6 protein-coding genes are annotated in these 14,637 nt (G+C 55.4%); 2 read left to right on the top strand and 4 right to left on the bottom strand.

The genetic code is table 11. The features are described from left to right. Positions 1-355: 355 nt before the first annotated feature. From K239x_RS17930 to corA, 4 genes are all read right to left on the bottom strand, one after another. Positions 356-1,264 (bottom strand): dihydroorotate dehydrogenase, encoded by a 909-nt coding sequence (locus K239x_RS17930; protein ID WP_145419582.1) that lies wholly within the window; start codon positions 1,262-1,264, stop codon positions 356-358. 54 nt (positions 1,265-1,318) lie between these two features. Continuing rightward, a complete protein-coding gene (locus K239x_RS17925) occupies positions 1,319-1,954 on the bottom strand; it encodes a phosphopantothenoylcysteine decarboxylase domain-containing protein (protein ID WP_419189115.1) in 636 nt (211 codons plus the stop codon). A 93-nt stretch (positions 1,955-2,047) separates the two neighbouring features. After that, entirely contained in the window at positions 2,048-2,413 is a 366-nt protein-coding gene (locus K239x_RS17920) for a TerB family tellurite resistance protein (protein ID WP_145419581.1), read from the bottom strand. Between the two features lie 79 nt (positions 2,414-2,492). Continuing rightward, complete coding sequence (gene corA, locus K239x_RS17915) at positions 2,493-3,578, bottom strand: magnesium/cobalt transporter CorA (RefSeq protein ID WP_145419580.1); 1,086 nt, start codon at positions 3,576-3,578, stop codon at positions 2,493-2,495. A 726-nt stretch (positions 3,579-4,304) separates the two neighbouring features. On the opposite strand from corA, the gene K239x_RS17910 reads away from it, so the two are divergent. Beyond that, positions 4,305-9,986 carry a tetratricopeptide repeat protein gene (locus K239x_RS17910; RefSeq protein ID WP_145419579.1) on the top strand — a complete coding sequence of 1,894 codons (5,682 nt, stop codon included), beginning with the start codon at positions 4,305-4,307 and terminating at the stop codon, positions 9,984-9,986. 18 nt (positions 9,987-10,004) lie between these two features. Next, a complete protein-coding gene (locus K239x_RS17905; protein ID WP_145419578.1) occupies positions 10,005-14,546 on the top strand; it encodes a hypothetical protein in 4,542 nt (1,513 codons plus the stop codon). Positions 14,547-14,637: the final 91 nt, after the last annotated feature.

The raw sequence follows: 14,637 nt of genomic DNA, 5'->3' as shown, positions 1-14,637 counted from the left end.
ACTTTCATTCAGAAATAGCTCTTTCGCATCTAGCGTGCGCCGCAATACGCGTTTGCGGGATCCTGCAATTGAGAAGAAAACGATCAATCTGAATTGACAATCCAGGTATCGTTTGGTCTTCGCCGTTGAACTGCTCAGGCGAACAGTTGAACGGAAAAGAAGCCGTGCAGTCGTGATCGAAGCAGAGTACTGAACAGAATGGAGCACTGGACAGAATGCTGCGCAAAGTAATGTGCAACACAAATGTCAATGCAATCCGCTAACGGACGGCGCAAGCCATCACCAGGCGACGCGCTCTTTCGGGCCGTCCGTGCCCAATCGATCTCTGGCTGCACGCGTCATGTTGACGGAACAACTACGACCGTTTCAGGGTGCCCACCACATCTGCTACCGACGATGCATTGAGCTCAGCGAGTGCCGCCGGCAGTTGGTCGATCAGGCGAGTGGACAAGGTTGGGTCGTAGTAGTTGGCCGTACCGATCTGCACTGCCGATGCTCCGGCCACCAAAAACTGCATGACGTCGTCGATGTTTTCGATGCCACCAATGCCAATGATGGGAATCGAAACCGCTGACGCGACCTGGTGCACACATCGCAGAGCGATTGGTTTGATCGCCGGTCCGCTCATGCCGCCCATGCCGTTGCCCAGCATCGGCTTTTGCTTTCGCCAGTCGATCGCCATCGCCAATACGGTATTGATCAGACAAACCGCATCGGCGCCGCCGTCGGCAGCACCTTGTGCGATGTCGGCAATGCTGGTGACGTTGGGTGTCAACTTTGCCAAGATTGGAACGGGACAAGCCGCGCGAACCGCGGCTACCACGTCACGACACGAATCCGCGTTGGTTCCAAAATCGACACCACCGCTGACATTGGGGCATGACAGATTCAGTTCGATCGCGGCAACTCCGTCCTGTTGGCCGACTTTGCTGGCCAGCGACACAAAATCATCCTGTGTCCGTCCCGCGACACTGACGACGATGGATGTTCCGATCTCACGCAGGTAAGGCAAGTGACTTTCTAAGAACGCGTCCACGCCATCGTTGTCCAGTCCGATTGCGTTGAGCAGCCCCGCGGATACCTCGACCGTTCGCCAGGGGGCGTTGCCCACGCGTGGTTCGGCGGTAATCGTCTTGGGCAAGACGCCACCGATCCGCGACACATCCACGATGCCTTGCATCTCACGCGCGTATCCGAACGTCCCCGACGCGACCATGATGGGGTTTTTTAGCTCGAGTCGTCCGAGAGTGACTGATAAGTTCATGGGAGAAATAGCTTGTACGTCTGGAGAGGTCGATTTGAAAGGACTTCGAGTGCTTTAGATTGGGCAAATCAGTCGGTCGTGAATATGGCTCAGAAGTTCGTCGGCCACATGGTGCTTGTCGCCTGTGACCGCTGCGATCACTTCGCCGACAGGATCCAGCAATTCGACTTCGTTGTCCGCCGAATTAATTGCCTGCGGTCCATTGCTTACGATCAAATCGCAATGTTTCTTTTGAAGCTTGACGGTTGCACGAAAATGACGATCTTCGGTCTCCAGTGCGAATCCCACCACCCACTGGTCGGATCGCTTTGCCTGCCCCAAGGTCGCTACGACGTCCGGGGTTTCGATCAGCTCCAAGACAAGTGGCTGTCCTGTTTTTGAAATCTTGTTCGGTTCAATAAAACGCGGCATGTAGTCACACGGGGCGGCCGCGCCGATCAGTCCTTCGCAAGTCGCAAAGGTCTTGCGAGCACAGTCCAGCATTTCGTCCGTCGTTTCGATCGAAATCAACTGTGCTCCGGCGGGATAGTCCACCGCGACTGGACCGCTGACGATCACGACTTCGTGTCCCAAGCGTAACGCTGCGTCGGCCAATGCCGCTCCCATGCGTCCGCTTGAAGCGTTTGTCAAATAGCGCACCGGATCCAGGTACTGACGGGTTGGACCGGAGGTGATCAGAATGCGTGCCAAGAGGGATTCACCTTCACCGGGTTTCGTCGTCGAAAGAAAGGAGCAGCTGACAACCGGATTTGCAAAGCGGCTGCTCGTTTACACGGTGAGCGGCTACGACTGGTGCAAAGTCGCTTCGATCAAGCGATCCAGATCCGCAGACGACAGGTCCATTTTGACCGCTGCGAGCGCGAATAAGCGTTTCTCGCCTTCGTCTAGCCGGCCATCAGCTGCCATCATCCGAATCAACTCTTGCATCAATTCTTCGCGGCCGGCTTTCTCCGACGGCAACTCCAGCGCAGCATCGTCGCTCAGCCCGTACTCAATGGCTTCTTGCAAATCCGTCGCGCTCAGCCCCAGTTCGTCACAACGGTCGGCCACCATGTTGACTTCGCGTTCGCCAATGGAGCCATCGGCCATCGCCATGACAACAAGATTTCGGAGCAGGCGCTGCTGCTGGTTCAGTTTTTGATCGCTCATAGTGATCAGTATGTTAACGGTCGATTCGGATGCCGAAAAGCCTCGTGCGACGATCCACCGGCTGATAGACGGGCAAAGTCTAGTCATCGCCGCCAATCCAACCTTTGCGATAGAAATACACGACCATGCCGGCCGCCGTCGCCAGCATGGCAGCCCACAAAACCGCGTAAGAGTACTGGTATTTCAGCTCGGGCATGTGTTCAAAATTCATGCCGTAGATCCCGGCCATGAATGTCAACGGGATAAAGATACTGGCCATGATGGTCAAAACCTTCATGACCTCGTTGGTCCGGTTGGCGACCGCGGAAAGGTACGTATTCATCAGTCCGGTCACCATCTCGCGATACATTTCGGCTACTTCGGACGTCTGAATGCAGTGGTCATAGGTGTCGCGCAGGTAGATCGTTACTTCGTCAGATATCAGGGGAGAATCACCGCGAATCAGTTCGTTAATCGCTTCCCTTTGCGGCCAGATCGCCCTACGCAAATTGATCAGTTGATTCTTCATCCGGTTCAGTTCCGACAAAACGCTCGGCGATGGATGTTCGATCACATCCACTTCCAGCGACTCCAGGCGGTCACCCAGCTGTTCTAGCACCGGGTAGTAACCGTCCACGATTGTGTCCGCGATGACGTACGCCAAGTAATCGGCTCCGCGCTGGCGGATGATCCCCTTATTGGACGCTATGCGTTTGCGGACGGGATCCAAAATGTCGCCATGCTTTTCTTGAAACGTCAGCACGTAGTGTTCAGCGACGACCAAGCTGACCTGTTCCATTTGGATCATCGGCTCACCAGTGACGTCGTCTTTGCTGCTGGACACCATCCGGACGACCAGCAAAAGTTGATCGTCGTAGCGTTCTGCTTTGGGCCGCTGCGGGACGTTGACGACATCCTCCAGCAATAGCGGGTGCAGTTTGAAAAGTTCGCCCATCTTGAGCATGACGGCGTGGTCACCGAATCCTTGCACATCGATCCACGTGACTTCTTGGCGATCAAAGGCTTCCTGCAACGCATCGACCGACTCCAGCGTCTCGCGTTGATGCGATTCCGCGTTGAAGCAAATCTTCTCGATGCGAGGTTCAGGGGCTTCTGCGGGAATCACCAAAGTGCCGGGGCGAGCGCCGACCTTGGCGTGCCGCTTCTTGAAACTGCGATTGCTCAACTGGTCGTCTCGAAGATAAGAGCTGGGTGACAAAATCAGGGACGCTCAAGGTAGCATCAAGCGGGCTCCACCAAACGTCACTCCTGTCGACTCCTGTCGCATTTCGTATCAGAAAGAGACCAAAACACGTCCGTGACGGAAAGGTTAACGGGATTTCTCTGTCGAACCGCTAAGTCGTGTCCTTTACGAAGGCGAGCGGCAAGAAGTACAGCGTCTCGCGATTGCGGCAAAAAGGCCTTTCGCACATCGGTCAACGCTCTTCCAGGCAAGGACGCTTAAGCAGACGATTGGGTGTGCACTGATGCTTGACGCATCGCTTCGTTTGATAGCTGAATCAGTCGTGCGTTGAATCAATCATCTGCTGAATCGATCGCAGCGAGTCGTCTGGGGCCGAGCAACGCAAGTAGCATTGCGCACAGAGAAGGCCTCAGCGATGAAGCCCTCGGCGATAAACATTTGGCCGTGAAACTGGCCGCCAGTTTGGGCAGCCACGTCATCGTTGTGAAAGCAATTGGCATAATCGGCAAAATCGTCAAAGCTTTCGCTAACTACCCAGCCCTCATGGCTCCGATAAATTGATTTGTACACCCAGACTCTGCGCGACCGTTTTGCCTGCACGAGGCCTCGATGCTGTCAAAAAACGCCGTGGAATCATTTTGAGTCAGGCGATCGGCTTCGCTTGTGTTCCAACGCATGGTGGGGTGACTGCTGTTCGCGCTTTATTGGATGCCTGGATTGCTCTGGAATCTGCAGAACGGATTTTGCCTTTCGTGGGCTACCGTTGTGCGCGCGTGTTTTTTGGTCGCTGCACTGTTTTTCACAGCAGTCTCTGTCGGCCCATCACGCCAATCGGTTGCCGCTGAGCTAGACGAAACGCGGCAACGACGCTCGTCCGCGACGGCATCACTGGTTTGGGACAATGTCACCGCCAAGTCTGGCTATCTAAGCGGCGTCAAACCGCAGCACCGACTGGTTTCGCGAATGAGCTGCATCGAGCTGTCGCCTGGTCAGTGCATCGAGTTTTTTGTTCCCTCCCATGAATTGGTTCGGGTCGTCTCTTGCCAATCCGGGCCGCTTCGTGATCGTGTCCAGATCTGGACGTCCGACGGATCAGGGATGTATCGCAAGCACAATGCGGCCCGTTCGGCAGACGGTTGTTCTTTGGTTGCCGCGCCAGATCACTCGGGAGTTTCGTTGGCCAAAGTCTGCCGGCCTCGCGGAACGTCTGGGTCCGTTTGTGTCGCTGTATTTACGTCACGCCGTCAAACACCGAAGTTGCTGGACTACTACCGTTGCCCCATTCTGCGATGCGGTGACATGGTCGAAATCAAAGATGACCGCGGTTCACCTGCCCGAATGTATTCGATGGTTCCTGAAGGCCAGTCGCGGCATTTGAAAGTCAGTGGTCCAAAACGACTACGAATTGAATCGCGATTGAAATACGGACTGGATGTGCCCCACCGTCAACCTTATTGGATACAAGTCTACATCGACGGTGTTCTGCATCGTGTGTTGACATTTACGACCGAGCCGAATCGGGATCACCGTGTCTTTGTCGATGGGTGCGAAGGCCTGGTCGGTCGCCGCGAATTTGCATATGTGGATATCGATTGCGGTGATCGCAAGGTCGAAATCAAATCAACCCACGCAGCTTACATCAGTGTCAACGCTATTGGCCTTGAACTTTGTCGGCCGGACTTGAATCGCAACTTCGATTTTCCTACCTGGGAGAACGTCCGAAAAGCTGTTTCGATCTGGGACGCTTCGGAGAGCTACCAGTCAGCTCAGGTTTCGGCCCAAGTCACGCACGACACTTTTCTGAATCATGCGCCTGGTCAGTGGAACGATACATGGAACGGAATTGATGGGCCTATTCGGGACACGTCGGACCATGGGTTGCAGGTCGATCAGATGCTGACGTCGGATCTATCATCTGGCAGCGGGCCGATCTGGGATCCGTACTTGAATCAACAGCGCATCACGCACTTGGCTCGCGACAATCGAATCCAACATGGCGGATTGCGAGCGTACATGTGGATGCGAGCGATCGCGACACGTCACTACGGCGATGCGGATTTTGGCGACGAGATCAGCGTTGCGGAAATGGCAAGCCGAATGCGTGAACACACGTCGTTTCGCGATCTACTACCAGAAATTTCGGGCGATCAAAACGACCAGCGGCGAATCGCGTTTGTCAATCGACGTATCCGCGGCCCAAAGCAAACCGCGACCGAAACAATCATCGGCGAACAGCATCTGCCGACGGCCGTGGCAAGCTTGCCTACCACGACGGTTTGCCGGTTACCCCTGGGAAGCGACGAACGATTGCAATATCGAATTCCGGAATTGCTGGGGGCGTCGGTCCTGCGAGTGGTCGTGGATCAGTCTCATCTAAGCCAGAACGCTTGCTTGATGGTTCAGTTCGATGATTCGCCGCCGATCGAATTGGCGGTCAGTCCACGCGTTCCGTTGAAAGAAACTTGCATGGCGCCCGGTGCGGCTGCAGCGGCTCTGTCGTGTTTGTCAACGGTTCACAGTCGCTATGACAGCGGCACTGCAGGCGGTCCGTTTGCAATGTGGAATGAATCCGCCCCCATGACGCGGGCCGCAACGGCTGAACTGGTCAAACCGGCTCACGTGCAAACGGTTCGCGTTTGGTTGGCGAACTGCCCGTCGCCGCCGGTCTACATTGGGTTGCAGTATTTGGATGGCCGTCAAAGCACCCTGCCAGAGACAGCCTTTCGGGCACTCAATTCCATTTTGACGGCAGCCGGGGACGATTCTCCTATCGGCAGGTTCGCCCAACAAGAAATCAACAATGACTCGCGTCCCATCGAACGCCTGCTAAGGACAAACTTTGACGCGTTCTCGCGCACGATTCAGCCGTCTTGGGAAATCGACCCGCCAAAAGAACTTTGGAACGATGTATTGCTGGATCAGCTGTCTAGCGAAGCCGCTGATTTTGCTATTCAGGGGCAATGGCCCGAAGCGATCGCGAACTGGACCAAGATCGTCCGGCACAGCGTCGGTGGTCGACGTCGCGAAGCAATTCTGTCGCGAGCGGACGCGTTGCAATCTGCTGGAGAGCATTTTTTGGCAGAGAAAGAATGGCGTGGATGGCTACGCTACAGCGACGATCTCGTCTTGCAAGCTCAGGCCGTCGATCGCTTGTTGCAAGCTGCTGGCGACGATCAGCGATTGCGAGAATCAATCTTGTCGTTTGCCGCCATTCAACGCCAAGACAACTTATTTACGCTGAAATTGGCACGGCAGTTGATGGACAACGGACGTCATCGTTTCGCGCTGCTGGTGCTCTCGTCCATGAAAGCAGACGAGCATAACGAAGACATCCTGCTGCGTTGCAGTTACCAAGTTCAATGGTGGAAGTTGTTTGACGAAACGGTCGCGCGACTTCACGATCCGCAAGCCAAAAATTTGTGGATGGGTTTGAAGGAGCTAAAACTTGGCCGCTACGAACATGCCCATCGGTTGCTGCAAAACGGCGGGGGCGAAGGCGCGCGCTGGTTGCAACACTGGCAAGCCGGTGACCGTATCTTTGGCGCCATGGCTAGCACGCAAGCGTCCGAACGTCTCGCTGCGATTGGCGAATGGGAAGCTTGGCAGCAGAATCATCCTGGAAATCGCGTTTGGGTTAGTGAATCCGCTGCGATTCGTTCGCCAGTGCAGATGCGACAGGTCTACTTGGATCAACGTGGCTTTCATGTCCCCACGTCCTTTGTGGATCAAGGGCAGAAGGCAACCGTCAATTTGCATGGACCCGCCCAAGTACGGCTGCAGATTCGGCCGGTGCACCCTTTGAACTCGGATGGGCTCAGTCGTGGCGAGCCTAAAAGGAATGTGGAACCGATCGATGATTGGATTCTGATGAGTGGTTCTGGCGAAACGCGGCGCATTCCCATTTTGCAAAATCGGCCTTCGTCGACTTCGCGTATGTCCGAATCCAGCGGTTTGTCCCCCGGTTCCGTCGAAACAGTCGAAATCGAATTGCCACCCGGTCTAAACCAATTCCACGTCGAATGCGAAGAATCGCCGTTCCTGATCTCAGTCGAAACGCTGCGTCCCGAAATCGCCTTGCCGACATTGCCTTGGATCAACGACACAACGCTTGCTACGGTGGTTAAAGGCAGCTTTGGTCGCCATCGCCACACGTGCGATCTATCCGCGGGGCCGTTGGACAAAGACACGTGCACGGATTGCGTACGAATGATTTGTCGCAATCGACAGTGTCGATCGATCCCGCTGTGCTTCGATGCGATGCTTTGTGGATGCCACGAATTACATGCCGCGGAATACTACTTCGGGCGACTTTCCTACAACGATACCAAGCAATGGGAAAACCGCGTCGTCGCAACCGAACAGCCCATTGAAATTGTCGGGCAGGACGCCGAGATCCAATCCGCGATCCAGCTATTTGCCGATTCGCAAGAAGCTGATCGCGATGGATTCGCTCTAGGTGCCATCGTTGCGATGCACAAACTTTCGCGAACCTATCCCGATCGCAATGACATACGTGACCTGTTGGATCGGATGATGAAAGGCACCAAGTGGGATGCGTTTCGACAATTCGATTCGCGAGCCGGTGTGCATGCGTTGCCGACTAGTGGTTGGACGCCGTCGAGTCCGCGGGCACGCGCCATCGCAGCGTTGTTTGGCGACGATATCGGGACTCATGTTTTGACCGGTTCGCAGCAATTGACGCTGCTGCTGAATCAGCCGGAGTCGACCGAGATCGAAGTCGCGTTGCGTCGACCACGTCTGAGTTTTTTGCCGACCGGAAACACCTCCGTGGTTCTGGAAAGTCGCTTGCGGACGCAAACGGTGACCCTGGATGATCCTGCAAAACGAACGATCGCCCGCGTCACGATCGGGTCTGGCCCGCATTCACTGCAGGTCAGTCAAGCCGATCCATTGATGAATCACTTTCTGCACGTCGATCTGAATGAGGTGCTGCCGGACGGTACGGTGGTTCCGATCAATCACGAAAAAGTGCGGATGGCGGAAAGAACGCGCACGTACCAGGTCGCGACTGCCGACGAACCGCTTACGTTTCGGATCGCGGGTCCCGCCTTGCTGCGCATCGATCGCAACGAAAACGGTCGTCGATCCCATCAGTTCTTGGCGGTCGAAGGTGAGAAATCGTTTGCGTTGGAACCGTCTGCCGGAGTCGAATCGGCGCTGCTGCGGATCTATCAACTGAAACCTGGCGGCGAGTCGACGCCAAGCTTGCAAGTCGCGCCCACGCCAATTCCACCGCCAGACCGTTGGGCCGATCAGGTTGTTCAGGCCGCGTACGACAGTGTCGACTACGCCAACGAAGTTGAGACGCTGGATCAATTGGCGATGCGGTCCCCGGACTTGCTGCCGCTCACGTTGCAAATGCAAAATGCCGCTGACCTGGGGCTTCAGTCGCTGGGAAGCCAGCGACTGGGCACGCTTGCCGCGACGGCAGGTTACCGTCAACGGGATGCGGTCGAAGAATTCAATCGAGTCGCCAACACTGAACGGTTCTTTGAAATGCAATTGTCGCGCTACCACTATGACCAGTGGCACGATCGTTACTCCGCCAACCACTTGATCGCTCGACTGCGTCAAGATGGTGGTCCCACGCTGGGGATGATTCATGAAGGTTCCAGGACGTACCCCTTTGGCAAGTGCGCTACCGACGCGTGTGCCAATGGATGGGGGGATTTGCAATTCAGTTACAAGGCGTACGCGTATGGGCAATTCGACGGCGAACCCATTCTTGATTCGGTTAGTTCGACTCCTTGGTCAGCAGGCATCAGCGCCCGCATCAGTCGTCGTCACGAACTGTCGACCACTTGGCACCACATGCCGGGCGTGTCGTTGTTCGCGAGGAGTCTCAGCGATCATCGAAACGGCTATGCTTCGGGCGAATTGGACCAAGACGTCTTCACGCAGTACAAATCCGATCATCGCCAAGGAATGCGATTTTCGGATCGTTTGGTTTATCAGGCTTGTTTGGATCGTCGCTATTGGGTCAGCCCTTCGTTGATGACCAACGATCAAGAATGGACTCCGGACAACGTGGGCGTTCAGTTTGGGACGGATCAATTGTTGGGACCCCTACAGTTTCAAATGGCTTATCGAATGACGGGCTACCTATCCGATAACGATCGTAAAGAAGCTTCGCTGCAAAACGTGCTGTACTTGGATCTGACTTTGGAGACTTGGAACAGCAAAACGCAGCGATCCGAAGTGGCGTTTTCGATGCGAAACGACCTGACCAGCGGTCGGTCAAATTTCGGAATCAACTTTGCCATTTTTCACAACCATTCCCGGGGTTACCGCGACTTGCGTCCCGGAGCGACTCTGTTTCGTTCGATTCGTCAGGAGCGTGCTGCAAAGCACTACAGCGCGAATCGATAGCACGCAAAAGTTCTATCGATGTCGACTTTGCTAACGAAATCTCCTGCGACCGAGCCCGACGCGACAACCGGCGGCGGGATTGTCGTCGTCAAAGGCAAGCCAGATTTTTCGACGATCGAAAAACTTGCAACCAGTTTGCTTCGCAGTGGGCTCAACGAATATCAGCAACGCCTCAATTCCAAACTCTTGGGCGAATTAACGGCATCACTGTCGAAGTGGTTGGCTGATTTTGACAGCGAAATCCAGTCGCAGCTGAAGCATGTTCCGCAGCACGCGCGTGAAAAATGGCTAAAGGAACGAGTCGCGATCGATGATCGACGTACGCCGGAGAGTCAAGCGATTCGCTTCTTGACGGACTTTCTGTTTCAGTGTGCCGAACGCAAACTGCTCGATCTCAGGCAACTGCGTCAAGGTAACCAGGCGTTTCGCAATACGGTCGCAAAGATTGTCAGTCCACGGCAGCGCGAAGAAGTAATTCTGCGATACGCCGAAGAGCTGGGGGCGTCCACTGCACAGCTGAAAGGGGACCAGCAAGCGTTTGCCCGTTGGTTTGACGAAGAGGCCGTGACGGACCGCTATGCCAAACAAGTCGGCACGGCCGAGCTGTTACTTGCGTTTGTGCTTGAGCGAATCAGCACTATCGTCGACCGTTGCTTTTCGCTGGTTCGCGAAAGGGCACCTAGCGATAAAGGGCTCTCGCGTGATGAACGGATCGCTGGAATCTGGAACCGTCTGAAAATCGAGCGCCGTATTCAGGCCGCGCTTGACTACGACGGCGACGAGCGGATCAAGGTTGCTGCGCTAAAATGTCTCAGCGCGGCACTTTCGCGAATGCCATCGGCGCTCGCCGAATCGCTTCTGAATAAGCGAACGCTGTTGCTGTTGCATCGCACGGTGGTCGAAGCTCGCGCGGATGTCTGGGTTCAGTGCGAAGCTCTGTCGTTGCTGGCGACTTTGTCCCTGTCACGATCGATGCCGCTGTTGCGCCAGCGATTGGCCAACCCGCGACAAGGTGACGATATTTTTGTGCGTCGACACATCTATCGAATGCTCACCGAGCACTTGCTGACGGCTGATGATCGCTGCGTGGAACTGCCTCGCCGCGAAGATGAACCAAGTCCGTTTGTGCGACAGGCGATGGCTAAAGCAGCGTTTCTGTCCACGGACGACGCGACGCATCGACAGTGGTGCATGTTGGCAACCGAGGACGATACGGTGCAAGTGCGTGCTGCGGCTTTGCTGGTCGGCGCCGAAGTACCGTGTACGCTAAGCAAAACGATTGATTTTTTGCAAACGATCGTACAGGCACTGCAGTCGGACCAAGATCCTTTTGTGCTGCGGACCACGATGCATGTGGTAGCAAAAGTGATGGAGCAAGTTAGTCTGCGGCCGGACGACATTGTCGGCGATGCTGCAATCAGCGAAAACGAAGTTCGCCGCGAAACCGCGCACGCGTTTTATCATCAGCGAATCCGCCCGCGGTTGATAAGACTTCAGCGTTCTCACGAAAACCCCGCGGTACGTCGCTGGGCAGCGCAGGCACGCGAAAAATGCTGGATGTTAACTGAACGGCCAGTACGCGAAGTCTTTTTCGCCATTCGTCCGCACTTGGCCAAGATCGGCATCGGGCAGACCAAACGGTTGAGCAAGAGGCTCTTCGGCGATCTGGACCGAGACCGATTGGGGCGAATGTTCGCTGTCCTTTCGCAATCCGATTTCGGTTACGACATTCAATGGGGTCGGTGGGGCGTCGATGTGACACGCGGTCCCGTTTTTGGTTTTAGGTTGTGGCGTTTAGTTTTTGAATGCACGCATACTGCCACCGACAAACGCCAAGCTTTGCGGCACACCGTTGGCCGAATCAATTCGGCACCGATGCGGGCACCCTCGCAGATTGGTGGCGAGCTGAGCGAAACAAAAGTGCCTGGCGAACCGGTCACCATCGGTGACGATGGCACGTGGCGTCCGTTTATGCCACTGATGGACGATTTTGTGTCCATACTCAATCGCAGTTGGGTAACCCCGCGGTCGACCGAGTTTTATACGTCGCAGGGGGTCACCAAAGTCACTGGTCCAAAAGGCATTCATCGACGCATCAAGGCCGCCGTCAAATTGAATCTGCGGTTCGCGCAGTATGCCGACAAACGCAACTGGGACGACGAAACTTACGCCGCGTCGACCTACATCCAATCGATGCGTGATCTGGGGTTTGCGATCGAGTTTCGCGAATACGATTGCGATGAGCAAACCGGCCAGGCTCGTGACGCTACGACGCAGGGGGATGTTTCAGCAAAGCAAGCGGATGTTTCAGCGGAAGACGAAAGTGTCACTAAGTTTTTTACCACGACAACGTGCCTTGGGCCTTTGCTGGGGCTTTCGACGATCGAAACCATCAAGCAACACTTCCTTCGATTCGCGGACTATTTTTCGTCGGCATTTGAAAACACGATCGAACATCTGTTGGTGTTCACGTCCGTGTTGCTGATCGTGATCTTGGCCAAGCACGGACTGTCGAATTACCGTTTTCGAAAGGCACGCCGAAATATCCCGTTGTCGATCGGTGGTTGGGGCACGCGAGGAAAATCGGGAACGGAGCGGCTGAAGGCAGCGTTGGTTGGTGCGATGGGGCATGGCTTGGTGTCGAAGACTACCGGCTGCGAAGCGATGTTTATTCACGCCGATCCCAACGGCGAACCGCTGGAGATTCCGTTGTTTAGGCCGTTCGATAAGGCCACGATTTGGGAGCAGCACAACCTGATCCTGATGGCTTCGCGGATGAACCCTTCGGTCTTTCTTTGGGAATGCATGGCGCTGACGCCTTCGTACGTCGACGTCCTTTCGCGGCAGTGGACCTGCGACGATCTCGCCACCATCACCAACACCTATCCCGATCACGAAGATTTGCAGGGGCCAGCCGGTCACGATGTCGCGACGACGATCTCCGGGTTTGTGCCGCTTCAATCGCATGTTCTGACAACCGAAGAACAAATGCGGCCGTACATTTCCGAAAGCTGTCGCCACGCCAAGTCGACTCTGCGTGGTGTCGGGTGGCTGGAATCGGGACTGATTACCGACGATGTACTTGACCGCTTTCCTTACAAAGAACACCCCGACAACGTGGCTCTGGTTGCAGCGATGGGCGAAGAGCTGGGCGTCGACTACGACTTTTCGCTCAAAGCCATGGGCGACTATTTGGTTCCCGACTTGGGCGTTCTGAAAACGCATCCCGTCGCTACCGTGCGGACACGCCGAATCGAATTCACCAATGGGATGTCTGCAAACGAACGTTTCGGGTGCATGGGTAACATTCGTCGTCTTGGATTTGACACGCAAGATCCGTGGGACGAACCGACGACCTGGGTCAGCGGTGTCGTCAATAATCGCGCTGACCGCGTGCCGCGTTCCAAAGTGTTTGCCAAAATCATTATCGAAGACATGACGGCGGATCGCTTCTTTCTGATCGGCAACAACTTGAAAGGGTTGCTGGGGATGATCGACGAAGCGTGGGACGAACACGGCAAGAGTCTTTCGCTGCGCGACCAGGGACAAGCTTGGGACACGACCTTTGCATTGAAAGCTCTGCGGCAAGCTGCCTGGGATTACCGTCAACCTATCGAACCCCAGCATGTACAAGCCAAGCTGACGGCGATGATCGATGCCGTCGTAGACGATGCGATGAACATGGATACGCAGTCGTTGGTCGCGATGTGGGAACAACCCGAATCGATCGCCAAGGAACTGGATCACGCTGGCGTCAAAACATCGCTGGTCCAGTCGATCCAGCGGCACGCCGAAGATCTGAAAACGGGGCTGGCCGAATTTCAGGCCTTGAAGCAGTCGGTCGAAGCGACGACGCCGCAACAGTCCGAACAAATCGAATCCGAATACGTCAAAATGCTTCGCCGCTGGTACGATCGCAAATTGGTGGTGATCGACAACTACGACGCGACGGGCGAAGACGTCGTGGCGCGCGTCGTCGATGAGACTCCGCCAGGTTTTCTGAATCGGACGATCGGGCTGCAGAATATCAAAGGCACGGGCTTGGATTTTGTCTATCGGTTCCAAGCGTGGGATGTTTGCAGCGAGGCTTGTCAGGCGATCCTGAGCCCCCAATCGCAGATCGCTCAGCGTGGACTACAGACACTCATGTCGATGCCAGCGATCGGCCAATTGTGCCAACAGCGACTTCGCGAATGCGTCCGGGAAGCTCTGAAAAGTCCTGCACTGCGACGCAGCGATCTGCAAGCGGATCTGGCCGTCTTGGAAAAGCGAATCGCTGAAGCCATTGGTGAGGAGAATGACGACGGAGCAATGGTCGCCGACGTGGACGACAAGCCTTCGTCGAGCGAGAATGTAGCGCAATGGCAAAGCTGGATGCTGGATCGGTCCGAACAATTGGTCGATCTAAACGATTCTCTGCGCCGTCGTGATACCGCCGACCGCATTTATAAGGACCTGGCGGACAGCCGAATCAGCCGCCAGCGAGCGGTCGTGGAACTGCGAAATATCAACAAACGCCAGAAAGGCGGCTGGCTGACGACGGCTTTCTCCGGAAAATAGTCCCGTTATTGCCGTCAATGAAGGCCTTTTCTCGGGATTTCCGTGTCGAGACGCCTTGATACATCCGCGGCGGGTCCGTAGATTACGCGAC

This window comes from Stieleria marina, from assembly GCA_007741555.1.
In the GTDB taxonomy this organism is placed as follows: Bacteria; Planctomycetota; Planctomycetia; order Pirellulales; family Pirellulaceae; genus K23-9.
The sequence above is the reverse complement of the archived record's forward strand: the minus strand, read 5'-3'. Positions and strand labels throughout refer to the sequence as shown.